25 protein-coding genes are annotated in these 18,952 nt (G+C 55.9%); 15 read left to right on the top strand and 10 right to left on the bottom strand.

Annotation, left to right across the window (positions count from 1 at the left end):
• Window positions 1–106: 106 nt before the first annotated feature.
• The 5 genes from WD823_RS02615 to WD823_RS02635 form a co-directional block, all read right to left on the bottom strand.
• Window positions 107–553 (bottom strand): hypothetical protein, encoded by a 447-nt coding sequence (locus WD823_RS02615; protein WP_368427930.1) that lies wholly within the window; start codon window positions 551–553, stop codon window positions 107–109.
• Window positions 554–886: 333 nt separating this feature from the next.
• The gene (locus WD823_RS02620) at window positions 887–1,177 is read right to left on the bottom strand and encodes a GIY-YIG nuclease family protein (RefSeq protein WP_368427931.1); all 291 of its coding nucleotides are present in this window, start codon (window positions 1,175–1,177) and stop codon (window positions 887–889) included.
• Between the two features lie 137 nt (window positions 1,178–1,314).
• A complete protein-coding gene (locus WD823_RS02625) occupies window positions 1,315–2,061 on the bottom strand; it encodes a LytR/AlgR family response regulator transcription factor (protein ID WP_368427932.1) in 747 nt (248 codons plus the stop codon).
• A complete protein-coding gene (locus WD823_RS02630; RefSeq protein WP_368427933.1) occupies window positions 2,058–3,212 on the bottom strand; it encodes a sensor histidine kinase in 1,155 nt (384 codons plus the stop codon). The genes WD823_RS02625 and WD823_RS02630 overlap by 4 nt, the downstream gene beginning before the upstream one ends.
• Before the next feature lie 3 nt (window positions 3,213–3,215).
• A complete protein-coding gene (locus WD823_RS02635) occupies window positions 3,216–4,211 on the bottom strand; it encodes a sensor histidine kinase (RefSeq protein ID WP_368427934.1) in 996 nt (331 codons plus the stop codon).
• A 514-nt stretch (window positions 4,212–4,725) separates the two neighbouring features.
• Here WD823_RS02635 and argH point away from each other — a divergent pair.
• From argH to WD823_RS02655, 4 genes are all read left to right on the top strand, one after another.
• Window positions 4,726–6,117 carry an argininosuccinate lyase gene (argH, locus tag WD823_RS02640; RefSeq protein ID WP_368427935.1) on the top strand — a complete coding sequence of 464 codons (1,392 nt, stop codon included), beginning with the start codon at window positions 4,726–4,728 and terminating at the stop codon, window positions 6,115–6,117.
• A gap of 25 nt (window positions 6,118–6,142) precedes the next feature.
• Window positions 6,143–6,481, top strand: coding sequence for a nucleotide pyrophosphohydrolase (locus WD823_RS02645; protein WP_368427936.1), 339 nt, complete (start codon window positions 6,143–6,145; stop codon window positions 6,479–6,481).
• Window positions 6,482–6,556: 75 nt separating this feature from the next.
• The gene (locus WD823_RS02650; RefSeq protein ID WP_368427937.1) at window positions 6,557–6,964 is read left to right on the top strand and encodes a hypothetical protein; all 408 of its coding nucleotides are present in this window, start codon (window positions 6,557–6,559) and stop codon (window positions 6,962–6,964) included.
• 68 nt (window positions 6,965–7,032) lie between these two features.
• A complete protein-coding gene (locus WD823_RS02655; RefSeq protein ID WP_368427938.1) occupies window positions 7,033–7,383 on the top strand; it encodes a DUF3147 family protein in 351 nt (116 codons plus the stop codon).
• 14 nt (window positions 7,384–7,397) lie between these two features.
• Here the strand turns inward: WD823_RS02655 and WD823_RS02660 are convergent, their stop codons facing one another.
• From WD823_RS02660 to cyaY, 5 genes are all read right to left on the bottom strand, one after another.
• A complete protein-coding gene (locus tag WD823_RS02660) occupies window positions 7,398–7,922 on the bottom strand; it encodes a DUF3106 domain-containing protein (RefSeq protein WP_368427939.1) in 525 nt (174 codons plus the stop codon).
• 183 nt (window positions 7,923–8,105) lie between these two features.
• Window positions 8,106–8,462, bottom strand: a complete 357-nt coding sequence (locus tag WD823_RS02665) for a hypothetical protein (RefSeq protein ID WP_368427940.1) — start codon at window positions 8,460–8,462, stop codon at window positions 8,106–8,108.
• A complete protein-coding gene (locus WD823_RS02670) occupies window positions 8,459–8,998 on the bottom strand; it encodes an RNA polymerase sigma factor (RefSeq protein ID WP_368427979.1) in 540 nt (179 codons plus the stop codon). Before WD823_RS02670 ends, WD823_RS02665 begins: the two co-directional genes overlap by 4 nt.
• A 467-nt stretch (window positions 8,999–9,465) precedes the next feature.
• Window positions 9,466–9,987, bottom strand: a complete 522-nt coding sequence (locus WD823_RS02675; protein WP_368427941.1) for a hypothetical protein — start codon at window positions 9,985–9,987, stop codon at window positions 9,466–9,468.
• 315 nt (window positions 9,988–10,302) lie between these two features.
• Window positions 10,303–10,617, bottom strand: coding sequence for an iron donor protein CyaY (cyaY, locus tag WD823_RS02680; RefSeq protein ID WP_368427942.1), 315 nt, complete (start codon window positions 10,615–10,617; stop codon window positions 10,303–10,305).
• A gap of 87 nt (window positions 10,618–10,704) precedes the next feature.
• Between cyaY and WD823_RS02685 the strand changes: the two genes are divergently transcribed.
• The 11 genes from WD823_RS02685 to WD823_RS02735 all read left to right on the top strand — a co-directional run bounded on the left by WD823_RS02685 (window position 10,705) and on the right by WD823_RS02735 (window position 18,947).
• Window positions 10,705–11,790 carry a saccharopine dehydrogenase family protein gene (locus tag WD823_RS02685; RefSeq protein ID WP_368427943.1) on the top strand — a complete coding sequence of 362 codons (1,086 nt, stop codon included), beginning with the start codon at window positions 10,705–10,707 and terminating at the stop codon, window positions 11,788–11,790.
• A gap of 93 nt (window positions 11,791–11,883) precedes the next feature.
• Window positions 11,884–12,030 carry a lipoprotein gene (locus WD823_RS02690; protein ID WP_368427980.1) on the top strand — a complete coding sequence of 49 codons (147 nt, stop codon included), beginning with the start codon at window positions 11,884–11,886 and terminating at the stop codon, window positions 12,028–12,030.
• Between the two features lie 16 nt (window positions 12,031–12,046).
• Entirely contained in the window at window positions 12,047–13,318 is a 1,272-nt protein-coding gene (lysA, locus tag WD823_RS02695) for a diaminopimelate decarboxylase (RefSeq protein ID WP_368427944.1), read from the top strand.
• A gap of 27 nt (window positions 13,319–13,345) precedes the next feature.
• Window positions 13,346–14,014 (top strand): trans-aconitate 2-methyltransferase, encoded by a 669-nt coding sequence (locus tag WD823_RS02700; RefSeq protein ID WP_368427945.1) that lies wholly within the window; start codon window positions 13,346–13,348, stop codon window positions 14,012–14,014.
• Between the two features lie 8 nt (window positions 14,015–14,022).
• Window positions 14,023–14,457 (top strand): CoA-binding protein, encoded by a 435-nt coding sequence (locus WD823_RS02705; protein ID WP_368427946.1) that lies wholly within the window; start codon window positions 14,023–14,025, stop codon window positions 14,455–14,457.
• A gap of 51 nt (window positions 14,458–14,508) precedes the next feature.
• A complete protein-coding gene (dapF, locus tag WD823_RS02710) occupies window positions 14,509–15,348 on the top strand; it encodes a diaminopimelate epimerase (protein WP_368427947.1) in 840 nt (279 codons plus the stop codon).
• Window positions 15,345–16,046, top strand: coding sequence for a DUF484 family protein (locus WD823_RS02715; RefSeq protein ID WP_368427948.1), 702 nt, complete (start codon window positions 15,345–15,347; stop codon window positions 16,044–16,046). Before dapF ends, WD823_RS02715 begins: the two co-directional genes overlap by 4 nt.
• 19 nt (window positions 16,047–16,065) lie before the next feature.
• Window positions 16,066–16,974: a tyrosine recombinase XerC gene (xerC, locus tag WD823_RS02720; RefSeq protein WP_368427981.1), complete on the top strand. Its 909-nt coding sequence runs from the start codon at window positions 16,066–16,068 to the stop codon at window positions 16,972–16,974.
• Complete coding sequence (locus WD823_RS02725; protein ID WP_368427949.1) at window positions 16,971–17,831, top strand: hypothetical protein; 861 nt, start codon at window positions 16,971–16,973, stop codon at window positions 17,829–17,831. Before xerC ends, WD823_RS02725 begins: the two co-directional genes overlap by 4 nt.
• An 85-nt stretch (window positions 17,832–17,916) precedes the next feature.
• Complete coding sequence (locus WD823_RS02730) at window positions 17,917–18,540, top strand: TetR/AcrR family transcriptional regulator (protein ID WP_368427950.1); 624 nt, start codon at window positions 17,917–17,919, stop codon at window positions 18,538–18,540.
• A gap of 35 nt (window positions 18,541–18,575) precedes the next feature.
• A complete protein-coding gene (locus WD823_RS02735; protein WP_368427951.1) occupies window positions 18,576–18,947 on the top strand; it encodes a S24 family peptidase in 372 nt (123 codons plus the stop codon).
• Window positions 18,948–18,952: the final 5 nt, after the last annotated feature.

An 18,952-nucleotide genomic window follows, 5' to 3' on the forward strand; every position in this document is an offset into this window, starting at 1 on the left:
GCTGTCCTAGATGACGCAGCCACGTCGCCGCATGCACTTCCTGGGCGCATAACGTGTTGTTGAGCCGCGCGCCGTCTTTGCGCGTCGGCTCGAACTAAAAGTTAGATCACGATGCATATAGCGTCACTAAAGTAGTAACCAGGGATAGCAGAACAGTTGCGACAAACCACAAAACGCCGTCTTTATGCGTTTTATAAAAGACGTTCAATCTGCCAAAGCAGGTATCTAGCTCTCTGGCCAAATCTGCCCCTGTTCCTGTTACAGCGATACGAAAACCACCGCCATCTTTTCTATACCGAATAGACCCAGATGCCTGAAGATATGCTAACGGTCTAGCAGCTGCTGCAGATGTAGCGCCGATAGTGGCTAGGTAGTTATCGGTTTCATTTTCTACCGACTGTGGCTTTCCGTCGGTGCCTCGCCATTCTTTTCCTTTTGAAATGGGGTGATGCACCAGCCAATTAATCTCGGCCGCTGAATACAGCACCTCCTCTTCAACGATTTCGCGATAGTAGTACAGACCGTGAAGAATGCTCGCTTCTTCTTTGTTCATGTGAGATCTAACGATGATTGAACGGCCCATCCACGGTATATTCAATATACCGTGGCCGGGAAATAGCTGAAAGCCGTTTGAGGTCAGGCATCTGGGATGAATACCTCGAAGAGTGTGTATCCGCAATATACTGCAAACCCACGGGATAAGTGAATTGAACCGCGATGTGACGGTTTAACAGTACCTACAGCGAACTGTATTCGCTACGGCGGGAATGACCTAACTTAGGAAGGTTTTGCTAATCACCCCGTATGGCGCGCTGTGTACCGAAGCCAAGCCGGGGGTCGTCGCAAGACTCAATGTATTGTCATTCCGGCGAAAGCCGGAATCCAGTTATAACAAAGCGGGATACAAATCCTTCCACTCTGGATTTTCATGTTCGATCAACTCCAGTTTCCAACGGCGTTTCCATTCCTTGATCGCTTTCTCGCGCACAATTGCGGATTCCATGGAATCATGTAATTCATACCATACCAGCTCGTGCACGCTGTAACGTTTGGTAAAGCCGGGGACCAGGTCATTCTTGTGCTCCCAGACACGTTTTATGAGATCAGAAGTCACGCCAACGTAAAGCGTTCCATTGCGGCTGCTGGCCAGAATGTAAACACACGGTTGTTTGAACATGGTTTATTTATGATTCTGGATTCCGGCTTTCGCCGGAATGACAGCAATTCTCCCGCAAAAAGTCAAAAGCCGCCAAAAGGCGGCTTTTGATTATTTACTTCCTGGGTCCCCGCCTTCGCGGGGACGACGAAAAATAATCAAACGCTCATCGGCCGGCTGCGCGCCCAGCGTCGCACCTGCGCCGTGTGCCGACGGCTGACGTCGAGTTTCTTGTCAAATCCCTTGAGCCGGATCTGCCAGGTGCCGGCGGGATTTTTCTCGATCCCTTTGATCGCCCCGGTGGATACCAGGGCGTTGCGATGGATGCGCAGGTACCGGTCGCCAAATTCCTTTTCCAGGTTCACCAGCGAATCCTCTATCAGGTGTTCCTCGGTCTCTGTGCGCACCACGACATATTTGCTGTCGGCCAGGAAATAAAGAATCTCGGGAAGCGGGACGAGACGGATGTTGCCGCGCAGATGCACGCTGATGTGCGTGCGCGAGGCCGGTTCCGAGCGCGCCTGGTTGATCTCGACGACCTGTTTCATGGTGAGCTTGTGCGCCTTGGAGAGCGCTTTGGCCAGTCGATCCTTGCGAATAGGTTTCAGCAGATAATCCACCGCATTGACATCGAAGGCGTCCAGCGCATGCTGGTCGTAGGCCGTGGTAAAGATCACCGCAGGCGGATTTTCCATGCCCATCAGATGCATCGCCGCCTCGAGACCGTCCATGCCCGGCATGCGGATGTCCATCAGCAAGACGTCAGGATTGAGTTCGCCGGTTTTTTCCACGGCCTCGGCCCCGTTCATGGCTTCACCGACCGCGGTGTAACCGCCAATGTCGTTCAGCAGTTCACGCAGTCGATCACGCGCAAGTTTTTCGTCATCTACGATCAATACTCTCATGGGTTACCTCCACGCGTAGGCAGCACGACTGTGACGGTAAATCGACCGTCTTCCTCAGTACTATGTAGTGTAGCCTCCTCGCCGTAATGGCTTTGAAACCTCTGACGTATGTTTTCCAATGACTGGCCCGGCATTGTTTTCGGCGGCCTGCTTCTGACCTGGGGAAGCGGGTTGGACACCCGGATATATATCCGGTCGTTTTCCTCCCACAGCCGGACATCCACGACGCCGCCCGTGGCCAGGTCCTCGATGCCGTGCCGGATGGCGTTTTCCAGCAATGGTTGCAGCGTGAGCACCGGCATCACCGCCTTGCGCGGGAATTTGCCGATATCCCAGTTGACCGTCAGCCGGTTTTCCAGCCGCAGCGCTTCGAGCGCCAGGTATTTGTTGGCGACATCGATTTCATTTTTTACCGGCACCAGGTTCTCGTCCTGGGAGAGCATCATGCGAAACAGGTCAGCCATGTTTTCGATCGCGGCTTCGGCCTTCGCGGGTTCGCTCCGCGTCAGGGAGGCGATGATATTCAGGCTGTTAAAGACGAAATGCGGACGAATGCGCGATTGCAGCGCCTGGAGTTTGGCGCGCGCCTCCGACATCGTGCGCTGCGTCAGTTCATGCTTGGCGAGAAACAGTCGCAGCAACAGTCCGTTGACGATGGCGCTGATGGTCAGATTCAGGATATGAAAATCGGCATACCAGGCCGGACGCGCCGTCTGTATCCGTCCGATGCCCCACAGCAGCCACACGGTGCATTCGCTTACCACAAAGGTGGTGAGGAGCAATAACAGATAGGCCAGGCCGAGCGCGGGCAGGTTGGGCAAACGATTGAGGTATCGGCGGGTGTAACACAACACGGCCGTGCCCGCGAGCGCCACCCACTGGATGAAAATCGAGACAAGCAGCAGATCCTGCAACGCGGTGGGCGAGAGAAAATTGCGCGGAATAATCAGGTTGATGACGATGGCCAGCATTTCCGCAACGACAACGACGTTGAACACCACCTCGCCGGTGCAGAAATTCGGCAGGAACTCGGTTTTTTCGCCCGGTACCGTTTCGGTGCTCGGCAGCTTTCGATCCAGGTACTCCAGGACGGCGCGTTTACTCACCTTGAGGCGATCGAGAAACATCCGGCTTTTGGTGGCGAGTTCCATGATTCAGCCCCGGATAACCGGCATTTTTACCTTGACATGATATTGGCCGCCTTCTTGTATGACCTGCATGCTGGCCGCATCGCCGAACTGCGTGGCGAGCCGCTGGCGGATGTTTTCCTGGGCAATCTTGTTGCCTCTGCCGTGAGTTTCTTTTTGCACATCGGGCAGCGGGTTGCTGATCATGATGTTCAGTGTTTCGCCCTCGTGCCACATCTCGATTTTTATCAAACCGCCGGCAAACCGCGGTTCGATGCCGTGATAAATCGCATTTTCCAGCAGCGGTTGCAGGGTCAGCGCCGGCATCAGGGCGGCTCGCGGAATATTGCTCACATTCCACTTGACCTGCAGCCGGTCTCCCAGGCGCAATTTTTCGAGTTCCAGGTATTGGCGCGAAATCTCGCGTTCGGCGGTCACCGGTACGAGTTTGCGCGCGTCCGCGAGCAGGACGCGGAACAAATCCGCCAGATCGTGTAAAACCGCCTCGGCTTTGGCGGGATCGCTGCGAGTGAGGGAAGCAACGCTGTTCAGGCTGTTAAAAAGAAAATGCGGACGGATGCGCGATTGCAGGGCCTGGAGCTTCGCTTCCTGCTGGAGCTTGCCTTCAACTACAGCTCGTTCCTGATATATAAGGTAGCGGACACCGAACCAGCCGATGATACCGGCAATCATGAGGCTTCTGATCAGAAACGATTCGCGCCACGGTGGCCAACGCTCTTGAATCAGCCCAATGTCGTGGAGCAGGTAAATTACGGCGTCGGTCACGAGAGTCGTCACCAACAACAGCACCAGTAATGTAAATACCGAGCCCGTGGTCGTCGAGGTTCGCTTAAAGAGCGGCGAAGCGACTTTCAGAACGATGATGCTGCACAGTGCGATGAATACGGCAAAAAGAGACAACAGCGTGAAGTCTTGCCAGGCCTGATCGTTGAATTCGTTGTTCCGCCCGATCGTGGTGACGATGGCGATCAATTCGGCCAGGAGAACGAATTTTATTATCATGCTGAACGACCCGAACTCGGGAATATAATGGGATCTTTCAGCAGTGGCGTTGGGCATGGAGTCCGTTCGAGCGAGCAGCAGTCAGGTGTTCATCATGAATCGGTTATTTAAATTGGCGCGACGGCGCGAGTGCCGAATATATATTTCCCGGTACCGGGGGACTTTGACGAATGTGTCGAATCAGTCTCACTGCGACGCTCATGGCTTAATTATATGATTTTCAGCGAGTTGGTGGGCGTTAGAACTGCAAAAATCACCGCTTCATTTGCCGGACATCTCCAGTATACTTCCGGCGGCGAGGGCGAAAAAAACCCCCCGTTTTTGAGGCGGGGGGCCTAATCCCTGGTTCGGAATTCGGGGTGGGGGTGCACAAAGGAGAGTCCGAACCAGGTGCTACAGACCAGAAACATAGCCCCGTTATATCACGGCAACAATGCAAGGCCGATAATCGTCAGACGAGTACGGACAGGCGGTGCCCGACACGTACATGCCCCTGTCGCGGATGAACACATTCATGGCTAACGAAAAACCTTGGAGTGGACGCTTCACGGAACCCACCGATGCCGTCGTTGAGAACTTCACGGCATCGGTGAAATTCGATCGCCGTCTATATCGCCACGACATCATGGGGTCAATCGCCCACGCGCGGATGCTGGCGCACGTGGGCGTGCTTACGGAAAAAGATCGCGATGTCATCATCAAGGGTTTGCAGGACATTGAATCCGAGATTGATGCAGGCAATTTTGCCTGGAGCACGGAACTTGAAGATGTACACATGAACATCGAAGCGCGTCTTATCGTCCGCATCGGTGAGATTGGCAAAAAACTTCACACGGGCCGCTCGCGTAATGACCAGGTGGCGACCGATTTGCGTCTCTATCTGCGTGATGGGGTGGATGCCGTCATCCGGGCGACGGTAACACTGCAGAATGTGATTCTGGATCTTGCCGAGCGTGAAGCGAATACGCCGGCGCCCGGGTACACGCATTTGCAAATCGCACAACCGGTTACTTTCGGCCATCATCTCCTGGCATGGTTTGAAATGCTCGCGCGCGATGCCGATCGACTGAGCGACTGCCGGCGTCGTCTGAACATCATGCCGCTGGGCGCGGCGGCACTGGCCGGCACAAGTTTTCCGATCGATCGGTCTTATGCCGCGAAACTCCTCGGGTTTGACGCACCGGCGGAAAACTCGCTCGATGCGGTTTCCGACCGTGACTTCGCCATCGAATTCGTTTCGAATTCGGCCCTGTTGATGACCCACCTCTCGCGCATGTCGGAGGAACTGGTGCTGTGGTCTTCGACCCCGTTTGATTTTGTCGAGTTGTCCGATGCCTACTGCACCGGCTCGTCGATCATGCCGCAAAAGAAAAATCCCGACGTGCCCGAGCTGGTGCGTGGCAAGACTGGACGCGTGTATGGCCATCTGGTGGCACTGCTCACGCTCATGAAAGGACAGCCGCTCGCGTACAACAAGGACAATCAGGAAGACAAGGAACCGGTGTTCGATACACTCGATACCGTTCTCGGCAGTCTGCAGGTATTTGCCGGAATGATTCCGTCCATGACGGTTAAACGCGAAAATCTCGCGCGCGCCGCGGCATCGGGTTTTTCCACCGCCACCGATTTGGCCGATTATCTGGTGCGCCAAGGGGTGGCCTTCCGCGACGCCCATGAAATCGCGGGCAAGGCGGTGCGCCTTGCCATTGACACGGAACGCGACCTGACGCAAATCGATATCAAGGAATACCGGAAGCTGACCCCGGCCATTGGAGAAGATGTATTCGACGTGCTGAGCGTGGAGGGTTCGCTGAAGGCGCGCGCCCATCTGGGCGGGACGGCGCCGGTACAGGTACAGGCCGCCATCATTCGTGCCCGCCAGCGCATCAAGAAATTCGGCCAATAACGGGTTGTAGCGAGGTAATATCGGTATGGATACCCTCGGCGAACTCCAAAAATGTCTGCGTGATTTCGCTCACCAACGCGACTGGGAGCAGTTTCACTCGCCCAAGAACCTTTCGATGGCGCTGATCGTTGAAGCCGCGGAACTGGTGGAGCATTTCCAGTGGCTGACGCCCGAGCAGAGTCATGCACTTCCTGAAAATGTCCGGCACGAAGTCGAGCTGGAAATGGCGGACGTCTTTATTTATCTCTTGCGTCTGGCTGACCTATTGGGTGTGGATCTGGTGAAGGCCGCGAATCACAAGATTGAAATCAATGCCGTAAAGCATCCGGTATCCACGGTGCGCGACAGAGCGGATAAAAAATAATCCTAAAGCTAGAGAATTACATTCCGATTGATGATAACAGTCTTGCATTATTTCAGCTGATTTTGGAGGAGCCATATGTTTAAAGGAGTCTTGGAAGAACACGGTGATATAAAAATAATCGGCATGGACTCGATCACCCATGTTGAAAAAGAAGACTCTGGTCACCTTATACTGTCCGCCTCGCACGGCGGTTCAAGCGCCGGATCCTATGGCTTGAAATATCCCTTCGCGGCGGTGTTTTTCAATGACGCCGGCGTGGGCAAGGACAACGCCGGCATCACCGCGTTAACCATGCTGGAAGAGGCGGGGATAGCCGGGGGCACTTACAGCCACATGACCGCGCGCATCGGGGAAGCCAGGGATAGCTGGGAAAATGGCGTGATCTCCCACGTCAACCAGGCGGCGCAGAAGCTGGGATTTCGTCAAGGTGACTCGATTAAAGAAGCCTTGCGACGCGTCGCCAAAGCCATTTCAAAAAAATGAGAAACGACATTGTTGTTTCTCATTCTCGGAGTTCGTCCGGTTGGTGAACGGCAGATCGTTCTCGAGCCATGTGGCAATACACAATAAAAATTATTCTTACCCTGGTTGTTATCGTCGCGGTTTCTGAAATTGCCAAGCGCAGTTCATTCTGGGCCGCGGCGCTGGCCTCCTTGCCGCTGACTTCATTGCTCGCGTTCGTTTGGCTTTACGTCGAAACCGGCAACACGCAGAAAGTCATGGCGCTGTCGCACGGGATTTTCTGGCTGGTGATTCCATCGCTGGTGTTGTTCGTCTTGTTTCCGTTATTCCTGCGGACCGGCTGGAATTTCTGGATAAGCCTCGGAATGGCTTCCGTTGCAACTGCCTTGGCTTATTTCTGCATGGTCTGGCTGTTGGGCCGATTCAACGTTAATTTATAGTTGTGCATGCCCGGCTATCGTCCGGGACGACCTGATTCCCCGGCACGTGGGCGCTGACCGCGTTCACCGTATACATCGTGACTTTTCCACCGTTTTTCTCTGATGCGCTGCCGTTCCTCCGGCGTCATGTTTTTCCACTTTTCGCGAAGTTCGGCACGCCGTTCCGGGGACAGACTTTTGAACCATTCATGCCGGCGGCGAAGCCGCTCTTTTTCTTCGGCAGGCAGTTGTCGGTAACGCTCGTAGCGTTTCCGGGCTTGCTCGCGTTGTTCCGGTGTCATCGATTGCCAGCGCTCGTAGCGTTTCCGGGCTTGCTCGCGTTGTTCCGGTGTCATCGATTGCCAGCGCTTCGCGCCTTCGCGCAGTTTCTCCTGTCGCTCCGGAGCCAGATTAATCCAGCGCTCCTGAAATGGTTTCAGGATTTCCCGTTCTTCCGTACTCAGCTGGTCCCAAGATGAGGCCGTATTGCTGTCTGCGGCGAAGAGCATTAGCGGCCACAGCAATAGCAGACAGAAAATTCGACGTTTATGAGCGCTCATGTATGCTTTCGTTGGGTGAATCCCGATTAAATTTCCACAATTGAGGCAGCCTATGCTTCGACTCCGGGCGCCTTGCCGGCTTGATAGTTGTTGAACATGCATTCATGTTCAGGTATCGGATAAGGGATGCTTCCATGAATGGGCCTCGAACAAGATCGGCCGGTCGGTACCGGATCGTGTATTTCAACTGGAATCGGAGTTGTCGAGCCACGCGAAAAAATCCAGATCAGCGAAAAAATCCGGATTTTCGCGCGCCATCAGTAATTCAATGTCGTCCACGCTTGCCTGCCAAGGCGGAAGTCCGTTCGGTGAACCGAGCCAAAATAGTCCAGCCACGGCAATCACGATGCCTGCGGCGGCTATCCCGCCCAGCGGCAGAAGCCAGATTGGCTGTTTGCGAACCCGCTTATTCAGCCTGTTTTCGAGGGCTTGTCTGCGGGCGATACGCAAGCGCGAGACAGTTGTGGCATCAAGATCCATCACTGCTTGCTCAAAGATACTTTTGACTTTGCCCAGAAATTTCGGTTCGTTTTCGATCATTCCAGATGCCCTTCCATTTTTTTACGCAGTGCCTGAACCGCGCGTGAGTAGTGGGTTTTAACGCTGCCCTCGGAGCAGCCCATGACCTTTGCTGTTTGCGCCACATCCAGCCCTTGCCAGACCCGTAACTGGAACGCTTGTTGTTGTCGCGTCGGCAACTGCTGCCATGCGGCTTCAAGGATCGCCATCGCCCGTTTGTCCCCCATTCGTCCTTCCGGATCAGGACTGCGTGCGTCGGCAATATTTTCCAGTTGATCGCCGATATCGTCTTCGTCTCGGCCTAACCAGACGCGTAACCGGTTGCGTACCTTGGTCCGTCGCCGCCAGTCGCTGATGCGGTTTTGCAGAATGGTGTAGAACAACGCCCCCCATTCCTGCTCGCTGCGATCGGCATAGCGCCTTGCCAGTTGCATCATCGCATCCTGGACGATGTCGAGCGCTTCGTCGGCATTACCGATCGCCAGTCGCGCCATGACAAAACCGCGCCGTTCCACGCTGGCGAGAAAACGATCCAGGGCTTTCGTAGGCTCCAGCAGCGATTCCTCGTTTGGTTGGTTCCCGGCCTTGTCCCGTGCGGGTACCTGACATGCCTCACGGCCAAGTCCGGTGATGAACTTATATCTTCTGACAGTAGCGCGATTGTCGCCAGCACGCTCAAGGTTTTGTTGCCCTTTAATCCATTGTAATAACGTTGGATACGTCTTCCGGTTGACCGGGAGAGCGCCAAGGATTGGGATTATTCAGCCGGGAATGGTAGATTTCGTTGCTCAGGGCGGGCGGGTATAGTTTCGGCCCGGGGGTAAGGGGTGCATGGTGGTGCCGGATAGCAACACGAAAGTTTCCGATTTCCGTAATCATGGCGATCGGCGTAAGACCGAACGCCGCGGGCAGGAGAGCGACCGGCGAGGCATACTTCGCTGGGACCCGAATATGAAAGACCGGCGGGCGGAGCAAGATCGGCGAGACGGCTTTTCCGGCAAAACTCGAAGAAGCTGAACCAGCCTCATACCCTCCAGAACGCGCCCAGGATATTTTCCAAGGAAGGCGGCGAGAGGGGAAACTGTTCGTGCCGCATCGTATTCAGCGTGCTGGAAATCTTCCCGAAATCATGGTGCAGATGCCAGTACACCTGCCGTTGTCGCGGGTTTAATTCGCAATCGGCACAGCGCCAGTAGGCGCTGCTTCCATGGGCGATGTAATAATCGAGTTCTCCGCGCCGGCGCAGACGTTCGCGAAATAACCCGCTCATGAACAAGGCGTATTCTCCCACATGCCGCAGGATGAAACGTCCACGCACCGCGCTGGCTGTCTCGCTTTCGGCCTGTTGCGATGCTTCAAGCATATCGACGATGTACTCAAGCGGTCTGCCCGAGATATCCTGAAGCGGATAAAGCCGCCGAGTTTCGGCGAAACGAGTCAATATCTCACTGACGTAATCCACGGTCGCCGATTCCGTTATACCCTGGCGGTTAAAGCCATGGCTTACCTGGTGTCGGAAAAACTGATAAAGCGAAGGCAGACGCATCGTTACCTCCTCTTGCTGCTTTGACCGGAGAAGTCGGCCGTGAATTTCCCGGATTGAGCGCGCTGTCCGACTGCGCAGTTCATTAAATCCTGGACGCTCGGCAATTTTCACCTGTGACGAAAACCATCACGCGCTTGTATAACCTGTATCAAGATAAATAATAGTCGATCTGGTGGGAAGTGTATAAACCGTACAGTGCGGCTCAGGAAGCGGCGTGATTTACTAGGGTTCCCTTAAAAAGGGACTCCTAAATATAGCGGAGAGATAATTCCTAAACCCTCGCCGCCTTTTTACACGAGCGAGTTAAATATGTTCTTACCCGAGCACGATGTCCTCGCCTGACTGGTCATGAATCAACCGCGACAGATCGCTCATGAGTTCACCTCCGGTCTGCTGGTTAATCCATTTACCATCGACGTACCCGTAGTGAAAACCACCGGACTTGGCGGCTACCCAGATTTGTCCGGCCGCGCCCTGCTTGTTGATGATGATCTTCGACCCATTCTCAAATTCGAGCGTCAGGACACCGCCGGTAGCCGCTAAATCTATTTCCGCGCCGCTTCCATCGATCGCCTGCTCGATGTTGAGCATGATATCGGTTGCCATTTTATCGAATTCAGAATCGTTCATGGCATCGGTAATTCCTTGAGTCTGGGCGAGCATGTTAGCGGAGGAGGGTACTCATGAACAGGCCATCTGATATGATGCGCCGCAGTCATGGGAAAGAAAATTCTCGTTCTGGGAGGGTATGGAACATGCGGACGGCGAATCAGCCGGTCGCTTGCCACGATGCCATCCGTGGAATGCGTCATCGGCGGTCATCATCCCCATAAAGCCGGGCAATCCGCAGCTGGAGAAATTTCGGCCATCACCGTAAATATCAACGATCCGGCGAGCCTGCGACGGGCGTTTGACGGAGTTTTTGCGGTGGTCAACACCGTTGGTCCATTTCAGGAACGCGACTATATGGTGGCGGAAACCTGTGCCGGCATGGGAATTCATTATGTGGACCTCGCCGATGCCCGCACCTATGTCGAGGGGATCTCGCGCCTGCAGCGGCGAGCATCGAATAAAAATTGTCTCATTGTCTGCGGCGCGAGTGCTGTTCCCGCTGTATCCTCCGCCCTTGTCGATACCGTTGTTTCCGAATTCGATCGTATCAGCGAGATTCATACCTGTATCTCACCGGGAAACAAAAATCCGTATGGCATGGCCACCGTCCGCGCGCTGTTGAGTTATACCGGAAGCCCGCTTCGTATCAAGGAAAATGGACGCTGGCGCTATGGCTACGGCTGGAGCGAATCGCAAGTGGTCTCATTTCCAAAACCGGTGGGGAGGCGAAGGGTGTATCTCTGCGACGCTCCGGACCTCGATCTGTTCCCGACACGCTACGGTGCGCAAACGGTGACCTATCGCGCCGGAACGGAGTTGAAGCTGTTCAATTACGGATTGGCGGTCCTCGGGAGATCGAGACGGTCGGGATTGATAAAAAATCTGCCGGGTTGGGCAAAAGGATTAAACGCGGCCAGCCATCTGTTTCGCGGTTTCGGCAGTAGCTTGGGCGGCATGCAAATCCGGGTACAGGGCCGAAAAAACGGAGACGAACTGGCGCACACCCTGTGTTTGATCGTGCGCGATGACAACGGCCCGGCGATCGCTTGCAGCCCGGCCGTGGCACTGATCCGAAAATGGGTCGAGCATGGTGTTCCGGAGAGCGGTGCCATGCCCTGTGTCGGATTACTGACTTGGAATGAAATCAAGGCAGAAATGGTCGATTACAATATCACCCTGGTGAGGGTTTAAAATTCATACCACTGGATGTAGCGCAAACAGGCGAGGTAAGCTTCGATTATGAGATCTCGCGAAAATCTTCCTTCATCCCGATGCCGGTGGCGAATCATTCTGCCGCTGGGCGCACTGGTTGTGCTGATGTTTTCTGCATGCGGGAAGAAAGGGCCTTTGTATCTGCCGGATGAGGCCGGCACGCCGGAGAAAACGATTCAACCCGCCGACAAGAACAAGGCTACGGAATCGTATCAATAACGCCATTCCCCCTGCCATGAATCCCTTTGCCTATCAGGACCGGCAGCTTTATGCCGAAGATGTAAGACTTGCCGATGTTGCGGAGAAGATCGGTACGCCTTGTTACGTCTATTCACGCCGCTATATTGAAGACCGGTTCCGCGCCTTTGACGGGGCGCTCGCGGGGCGCGACCATCTCATCTGCTACGCGGTGAAAGCCAACTCCAACCTGGCCGTTCTGAACCTCCTCGCGCGTCTCGGTTCGGGTTTTGACATTGTTTCGGGGGGCGAACTTGACCGCGTGCTCGCGGCGGGGGGCGATCCAGCCAAAGTCGTTTTCTCGGGTGTGGGCAAGACTCGCGAGGAGATGCAGCGCGCCCTTGCGGTTGGTATTTATTGTTTCAATGTCGAATCTCAAGCGGAACTCGATAGCTTGAATCGTGTGGCGGAGCAGCTCGGCAAAACCGCACCTGTGGCACTGCGCGTCAACCCGGACGTCGATCCCGTCACGCATCCCTACATCGCCACCGGGTTGAAGCAGAACAAATTCGGGATTGATATCGCCCAGGCGGAGTCGGTGTATCAGCGGGCCCGGTCACTGCCAGGCCTGCGCATTCTGGGTGTTGCCTGTCATATCGGATCGCAGCTGACCGACATGGTGCCCATCATCGAGGCGTTGGACCGGGTGATGCTTCTTGCCGGAAAATTGCTCGATCAGGGAATGCATTTGGAACATCTCGATCTCGGCGGCGGACTCGGCATTCGCTACAACGAAGAGCAACCACCGGAACCGGGCGATTACGTCCATGCACTGCTTGACCGGCTGCGGGCGTCGGACTCGCGTTTTCAGAACTTGCGTCTGCTGTTCGAACCGGGCCGCGCCCTGGTGGGAAACGCCGGGGTGTTATTGACACGGGTATTGATTCTCAAGCATGGACCGGAACGAAACTTCGCCGTGGTCGACGCCGCCATGAACGATCTGCTGCGCCCGGCACTGTACGATGCCTGGCACGACATTACCCCGGTTGATGTCAATGAACCGCGCGAATTTGGGAATTATGACGTTGTCGGCCCGGTGTGCGAAAGCGCGGATTTTCTCGGGCACGATCGCAAACTGGGGATCGCGGCCGGCGATCTGCTCGCGGTGATTTCCACGGGCGCCTACGGTTACACAATGAGTTCGAATTACAATACCCGTCCACGAGCGGCGGAAGTAATTGTCGACGGCAACCGTTTCCACGTCGTCCGCCGCCGCGAAACCGTGGCAGAGCTGTTGGCATCCGAATCCGTGCTGCCAAAGAAAAAATAAACCGCCGCGCCGGATCGGCCTTCCTTCATGAATAGATTGGAACGCATCCCGGAGCCGGAACTGATGGACGATCCGGAACAGGCTCGTGCCTATGCCAACGCCGATTTCTCCGAGCCGCATCAGGCTTTCATCGAACGTTTTTCCCGCTGTTTTCCGGAGCATCGCCCGCAACGCGTACTCGACCTCGGGTGTGGCGCTGCGGACATCACGATTCGTTTTGCCCGTGCCTTTCCCGAATGTGTGCTCCATGGCGTGGATGGTGCGCCGGCCATGTTGTCCCACGCGCGTACCGCACTCGCACGGGCGAAACTCGAAGATCGTATTTGCTTGACCGAGGCGCGTCTGCCTGAGGACCGTTTGCCACGCCGCGCCTTTGATACGCTGATCAGCAACAGCCTGTTGCATCATCTGTCCGATCCATTGGTGCTCTGGCAAGCGGTCAGGTGCTATGCCGCGCCGAACGCAGCGGTGTTCATCATGGATTTGCGCCGGCCGGATACACGCGTGCAGGCGGGGCGGTTAGTGGATGAGTACGCCGGCAATGAACCGGAAATACTGCAGCGAGATTTTTTACAATCGCTGCTCGCGGCTTATCGTCCGGAAGAAGTATCCGCGCAACTTGAACACGCCGGCATTAATGGATTTCATGCAGCACCCGTGGGTGATCGCCACCTCGTGGTGTACGGTCGAAATTGAAATTCCACATGGAAATATTTCACAATCCACCGGAAGCGGAAATCAGGGAACTGCTGAGTCGGACGCACGTCATCGCCGTGGTGGGTCTATCGCCCAAACCGCATCGACCGAGCCATCAGGTCGCGTCCCGCATGCAGCAATTCGGCTACCGGATTATTCCGGTTCGACCGGCAGTGGATTCGGTATTGAATGAAAAGGCCTATGCGTCGCTTCGGACGGTACCGGAGCGAATCGAGCTCGTGGATGTCTTCCGGGCGCCGCAACATGTGGACGAAATTGTCGATCAGTGCATCGAACTCCGTCTGCCGGCGATTTGGCTGCAGGATGGCGTGGTCAATCCCCGGGCGGCCCGCAGGGCCCGTGACGCGGGCATCAAAGTCGTTATGAACCGCTGTGTCTACCGAGACTACGTGAACTTCTTCGGCACGGCACCGCATTCTTGAAGCACCAAACACGCAGTTTATTTGGCGCGCGGCAATCGGTAAGCTTGGACCATGTCAGTTCCATTTACCAAGATGCAGGGGGCCGGGAACGACTTTGTGGTGTTTGACGGTTACTCCCGACCCATCCGTCTCACCCCGGAGAATATTCGCCGCCTCGCCGATCGTCATTTTGGCATCGGCTGCGACCAGGTGCTGGTCGTGGAACGCCCCACCGTGCACGGCGCGGATTTCCGGTACCGGATTTATAACGCAGACGGGGGCGAGGTTGAACAATGCGGTAACGGCGCGCGCTGTTTTGTCCGCTTTGTCCGCGATAAACGGCTCACCGCCAAGGATGAAATCGCGGTGGAGACGCTCTCCGGCATGATTTACCCGCGTCTTGAGCCGGACGGGAAGGTGTCGGTTAACATGGGCGCGCCCGTGTTTGAACCGGCGGCAGTGCCGTTTGAGGCAAGTCATCGAGAAAGCGTCTATGATTTGATCGTGGGCGGGAATACGGTAAGCGTGAGCGTTCTTTCCATGGGCAACCCCCACGCCGTGCAGGTTGTGCCGGATGTGGACGCAGCGCCGGTAACAAGCCAGGGCCCGTTAATTGAACGGCACCCGCGGTTCCCCAAGCATGTGAATGCCGGTTACATGCAGATTATGGACCGACGTCACATCCGCCTTCGGGTGTATGAGCGCGGCGCGGGCGAGACCCAGGCTTGCGGAAGCGGGGCGTGCGCGGCCGTGGCGGCGGGACGTCAGCTGGGATTGCTCGATGAGAAAGTTGCAGTGAAACTTCCAGGCGGCACCCTGCACGTTTCCTGGGCCGGAGAAGGGCAGCCGGTATGGATGACCGGTCCGGCGACGACGGTGTTTGATGGTACAATCGAACTGGATCGGCTATGAAACAGAAATCACCCAGCAGTGAATTGCAGACGGAACTTTCCTGGGAAGAAGCCATCTCGCGTTATCTTGAAGATCATCCTGATTATTTCCAGCATTATCCCGAAATCCTTTCGCGGCTGGTGTTGTCCCACGAGCACGGCGGCAAAGCGGTATCGCTGATCGAGCGTCAGGTAAAGGTGTTGCGCGAACAAAGTCAGGCGCTACAACGTCAACTGCGTGAATTGGTCAATAATGCCCGCGAGAATGACATACTGAGCGGCCGGCTTCACCGCTTTGCCACCGCCATGATCGGCTGCACATCTCTCGATGATAAGCTGGACACCACTTACGATCTGTTGCGCCAGGAATTCAAACTTGATGCGGTCGTGATACTACTTCAGGGAAAACCCGTCCAGGGCGGTCGCCCGGAACTGGTTCCGGAAGACGACAAGCGGTTGAACAGCCTGTTCGAACAATTCAATTCCGGCAAGCCGATCGTCGGCGGTAAATTTGACGACAGCCTGATGAGTTATCTTTTCGGCGGGCGTGCAGCGGAAATCAGATCCGTCGCGCTGATCCCGCTCGGAGAGAAACATCCCAGGGGGATACTGGGTCTCGGCACATCCGATCCGCACCGTTTTCATTCCGGAATGGGAACCGTCTACCTCACGCGGCTGGGAGAATTGCTGACCCACAGTCTCGCTCGTCACCAGGAATAGAACATCACGCGTGCCACGGATGCACGAGGACGCCCAACAGCATCTGGACAGGTTTTTCCGCCACTTGAGCACTGAACGTCAATTATCTCCTCTGAGTTCAGTTCATTATCGCCGTGATCTCACGCAGTGTATGCGTTACTGCGATACCGTCGGCATCCAGGACTGGGATCGCCTGACCACCCCAGAGGTACGAGGTTGGGTGGCATCCATGCACCGGCGGGGGCTTGCAGGAAAAAGCATACAGCGCGCCCTTTCGGCTTTGCGTACCTTTTTCCGGTATTTGCTGCGTGAGCAGGTCGTGACAAGCAACCCCGTCGGCGGCGTGACGGCTCCCAAAACCGCACGCCGGCTGCCCAAGACACTGACGGCCGACCAGGCGACAAAGCTCGTGACGCGGGATGACCGAGCTCCGCTGATGTTGCGCGATCGCGCGCTGTGGGAACTGATGTATTCTTCCGGCTTGCGTTTGTCAGAGGTTGTCAATCTCAATCTGGCCGAGCTTGACCTCCCAAGCGGCACTGTCCGCGTGACCGGCAAGGGAAAAAAGGTGCGCGATGTCCCGGTTGGCACCAAGGCATGCGAAGCGCTGCGCGCCTGGTTGTCGTGGCGTCAGCAAGTTGCCGATACGGATGAGCCAGCCGTATTTGTCACTCGCAACGGAGAACGGCTGACGGGTCGCGCGATTCAAGCCCGCTTGAGACAGTGGTCGGTCAAGCAAGGGATGGAAGTCCCGGTGCATCCGCACATGCTGCGTCATTCTTTTGCCAGCCATGTTCTGGAGTCGAGCGGCGATCTCCGGGCGGTGCAGGAAATGCTCGGTCATGCCAACATTTCCACCACGCAGATTTATACCCATCTCGATTTCCAGCATCTGGCGAGCGTCTATGACAAGGCGCACCCACGGGCGCGCAAAAAAACCAAGCCATGAACCAGGCCCGCTATTACAGCATTCGCCGGTTTCCCCCCTACCAGGGAACGGCGCAAGTGGTGGAAACTCCGGACTTTCGGGCTATAACGACCGATGGCATCTCCTGGCGCGTGCAGTTTCTGAATCAGCGTTCGCGGTTGTCCAACAACGCGGTTTGGCGGGCCGACGATGCTGTCGAAACGGTGGCGGACGGGCGCGCCAAGAATTTCACCGAGGTGATGCGGAATCATCCACCCTTTCCATTCCCGCCGGCGGATAATCTCGAGTTGTGGTTACTGGATGCCAGCGTGCGCAATCCCCTGGCGATTCTTGCCAGCACGCTGGACCGCGGTTCAACGCCCCGCGTGGGAGACACCGTCTGGCGTGCCGCGCTTGAAGGCGATGACAGTTTCACCGCGCCAAGTCTTTCATCAAGTCCCGATGGTCAAGTTCCGATGACGCCAATCCCTCACAGCGAAGTGCTGAATCGCTGTGTCCAAAAGGCCGCAGGACCGCTCGACCGTGCCCAGTGGTTTCGGCGCGAATCCGACGGCAGCGGTACCGGTCTTCACGGCAGCCGCATCGATCCGGAACAGATCGGCAGAAAACTGGATCGCGACGCTTTCCCCGAGTTGCTGCTGCGCGAAGCATGGGAAGACGCGCGGGAGAAAAATCTGGTCGATGACTATCATGACTGGCAGGCGCCGAATCTGCTGACTCACTTGAACATCAAGCGCGACACGCGCCACCGTCTCGAACTCGCCGCCTGTCGTCAGGCGGAAAAGCTCTACAGGCTTCGTCATTTTCTGCCTGAAATAGTAAATACCGACAAGATGAATGTCGCATTTGTCGAGGCTGTGATCCGTGGCTCCGCGTAGTTGTATCGACGCAGGATTTTCTCGTCTTACCACCCCGGCTGGAAAGGACTAGAATAGTCCGACCCGTCAACGTGGAGATCGTGTCTTGGCCGTCAAACCAACGCGGGACAAAATCCTCGATGCCGCGCTCGATCTGGCCGGTAAAAAATCCTGGGAGAGCGTGCGTCTCCACGATGTGGCCGCGGAGATGGGGATCACGCTGAATGACATCCGCGAGCATTTTCGCGAGAAAGAAGATCTTACGGATGCGTGGTTCGACCGGGCTGACGCCAGCATGTTGCAGGAAACCGCCAAGACCGGATTTCAAAAATTGTCATCACGTCAGCGGGTGCATCGCTTGATCATGACGTGGTTGACGGCATTGACGAGGTATCGGCGCGTCACGCGGCAGATGATCTATGGAAAGCTCGAGCCCGGTCATGTCCATTACCAGTTTTCCGGATTGTTGCGGGTCAGCCGGACGGTGCAATGGATCCGTGAAGCGGCGCACCGTGACGCCGAACTCCCGTGGCGGGCGATCGAAGAAACGGCGCTGACCATGATTTACCTTGCGACATTTTTCCGCTGGATGCGCGATGATTCGGAAAATGCCGTGCGGACATCGGATTTCCTGAACGAGATGCTGAGACAGGCTGAGCGTGTCGCGGCCTGTATTCCAGGGATTGACGGTTCGTCAAGGGAATCCGGCGCTCGTTCTGCGGCACCTTGACCGGGAGATACCGGTTTTTCGGCCGAATTGCCACCATGCCCGATCAGCTCAAATTCATTCCAATCGTTTCCGCCGGGGCGGCCCAGGAAAATCTGGAAATAAAAAGCTGCGCCGAGGCTGAACCGTATGCACTGCGCGTGATCGGCGACAGCATGGCCCCCGAATTCCTCGATGGACATATCATCGTCGTGGATCCCGTCATGTCACCCCGGGATGGCGCTTTTGTCGTAATCGATTACCGGGGAGAAACCCTCTTTCGCCAGTTTATGGTGAAGCACGACAAAAAATTACTTAAAGCGCTTAACGAGGCTTATCCAACGGTCGAAATGGAGGAGAATTACCGGGTGCGCGGCGTTGTTATCCAACGTGCCGGCCCTCGGCGCTCAGATCACAAGCATTATGTTTGAAGTGG

Origin of the sequence: Sulfuricaulis sp. (genome assembly GCF_040901545.1) — a bacterium.
In the GTDB taxonomy this organism is placed as follows: domain Bacteria; phylum Pseudomonadota; class Gammaproteobacteria; order Acidiferrobacterales; family Sulfurifustaceae; genus Sulfuricaulis.

What these genes read in the sequence shown, in the direction of transcription:
- WD823_RS02615 (WP_368427930.1), bottom strand. Translation starts at nt 553, where the DNA reads ATGAACAAAGAAGAAGCGAGCATTCTTCACGGTCTGTACTACTATCGC.
- WD823_RS02620 (WP_368427931.1), bottom strand. Translation starts at nt 1,177, where the DNA reads ATGTTCAAACAACCGTGTGTTTACATTCTGGCCAGCAGCCGCAATGGA.
- WD823_RS02625 (WP_368427932.1), bottom strand. Translation starts at nt 2,061, where the DNA reads ATGAGAGTATTGATCGTAGATGACGAAAAACTTGCGCGTGATCGACTG.
- WD823_RS02630 (WP_368427933.1), bottom strand. Translation starts at nt 3,212, where the DNA reads ATGGAACTCGCCACCAAAAGCCGGATGTTTCTCGATCGCCTCAAGGTG.
- WD823_RS02635 (WP_368427934.1), bottom strand. Translation starts at nt 4,211, where the DNA reads ATGATAATAAAATTCGTTCTCCTGGCCGAATTGATCGCCATCGTCACC.
- argH (WP_368427935.1), top strand. Translation starts at nt 4,726, where the DNA reads ATGGCTAACGAAAAACCTTGGAGTGGACGCTTCACGGAACCCACCGAT.
- WD823_RS02645 (WP_368427936.1), top strand. Translation starts at nt 6,143, where the DNA reads ATGGATACCCTCGGCGAACTCCAAAAATGTCTGCGTGATTTCGCTCAC.
- WD823_RS02650 (WP_368427937.1), top strand. Translation starts at nt 6,557, where the DNA reads ATGTTTAAAGGAGTCTTGGAAGAACACGGTGATATAAAAATAATCGGC.
- WD823_RS02655 (WP_368427938.1), top strand. Translation starts at nt 7,033, where the DNA reads ATGTGGCAATACACAATAAAAATTATTCTTACCCTGGTTGTTATCGTC.
- WD823_RS02660 (WP_368427939.1), bottom strand. Translation starts at nt 7,922, where the DNA reads ATGAGCGCTCATAAACGTCGAATTTTCTGTCTGCTATTGCTGTGGCCG.
- WD823_RS02665 (WP_368427940.1), bottom strand. Translation starts at nt 8,462, where the DNA reads ATGATCGAAAACGAACCGAAATTTCTGGGCAAAGTCAAAAGTATCTTT.
- WD823_RS02675 (WP_368427941.1), bottom strand. Translation starts at nt 9,987, where the DNA reads ATGCGTCTGCCTTCGCTTTATCAGTTTTTCCGACACCAGGTAAGCCAT.
- cyaY (WP_368427942.1), bottom strand. Translation starts at nt 10,617, where the DNA reads ATGAACGATTCTGAATTCGATAAAATGGCAACCGATATCATGCTCAAC.
- WD823_RS02685 (WP_368427943.1), top strand. Translation starts at nt 10,705, where the DNA reads ATGGGAAAGAAAATTCTCGTTCTGGGAGGGTATGGAACATGCGGACGG.
- lysA (WP_368427944.1), top strand. Translation starts at nt 12,047, where the DNA reads ATGAATCCCTTTGCCTATCAGGACCGGCAGCTTTATGCCGAAGATGTA.
- WD823_RS02700 (WP_368427945.1), top strand. Translation starts at nt 13,346, where the DNA reads ATGAATAGATTGGAACGCATCCCGGAGCCGGAACTGATGGACGATCCG.
- WD823_RS02705 (WP_368427946.1), top strand. Translation starts at nt 14,023, where the DNA reads ATGGAAATATTTCACAATCCACCGGAAGCGGAAATCAGGGAACTGCTG.
- dapF (WP_368427947.1), top strand. Translation starts at nt 14,509, where the DNA reads ATGTCAGTTCCATTTACCAAGATGCAGGGGGCCGGGAACGACTTTGTG.
- WD823_RS02715 (WP_368427948.1), top strand. Translation starts at nt 15,345, where the DNA reads ATGAAACAGAAATCACCCAGCAGTGAATTGCAGACGGAACTTTCCTGG.
- xerC (WP_368427981.1), top strand. Translation starts at nt 16,066, where the DNA reads ATGCACGAGGACGCCCAACAGCATCTGGACAGGTTTTTCCGCCACTTG.
- WD823_RS02725 (WP_368427949.1), top strand. Translation starts at nt 16,971, where the DNA reads ATGAACCAGGCCCGCTATTACAGCATTCGCCGGTTTCCCCCCTACCAG.
- WD823_RS02735 (WP_368427951.1), top strand. Translation starts at nt 18,576, where the DNA reads ATGCCCGATCAGCTCAAATTCATTCCAATCGTTTCCGCCGGGGCGGCC.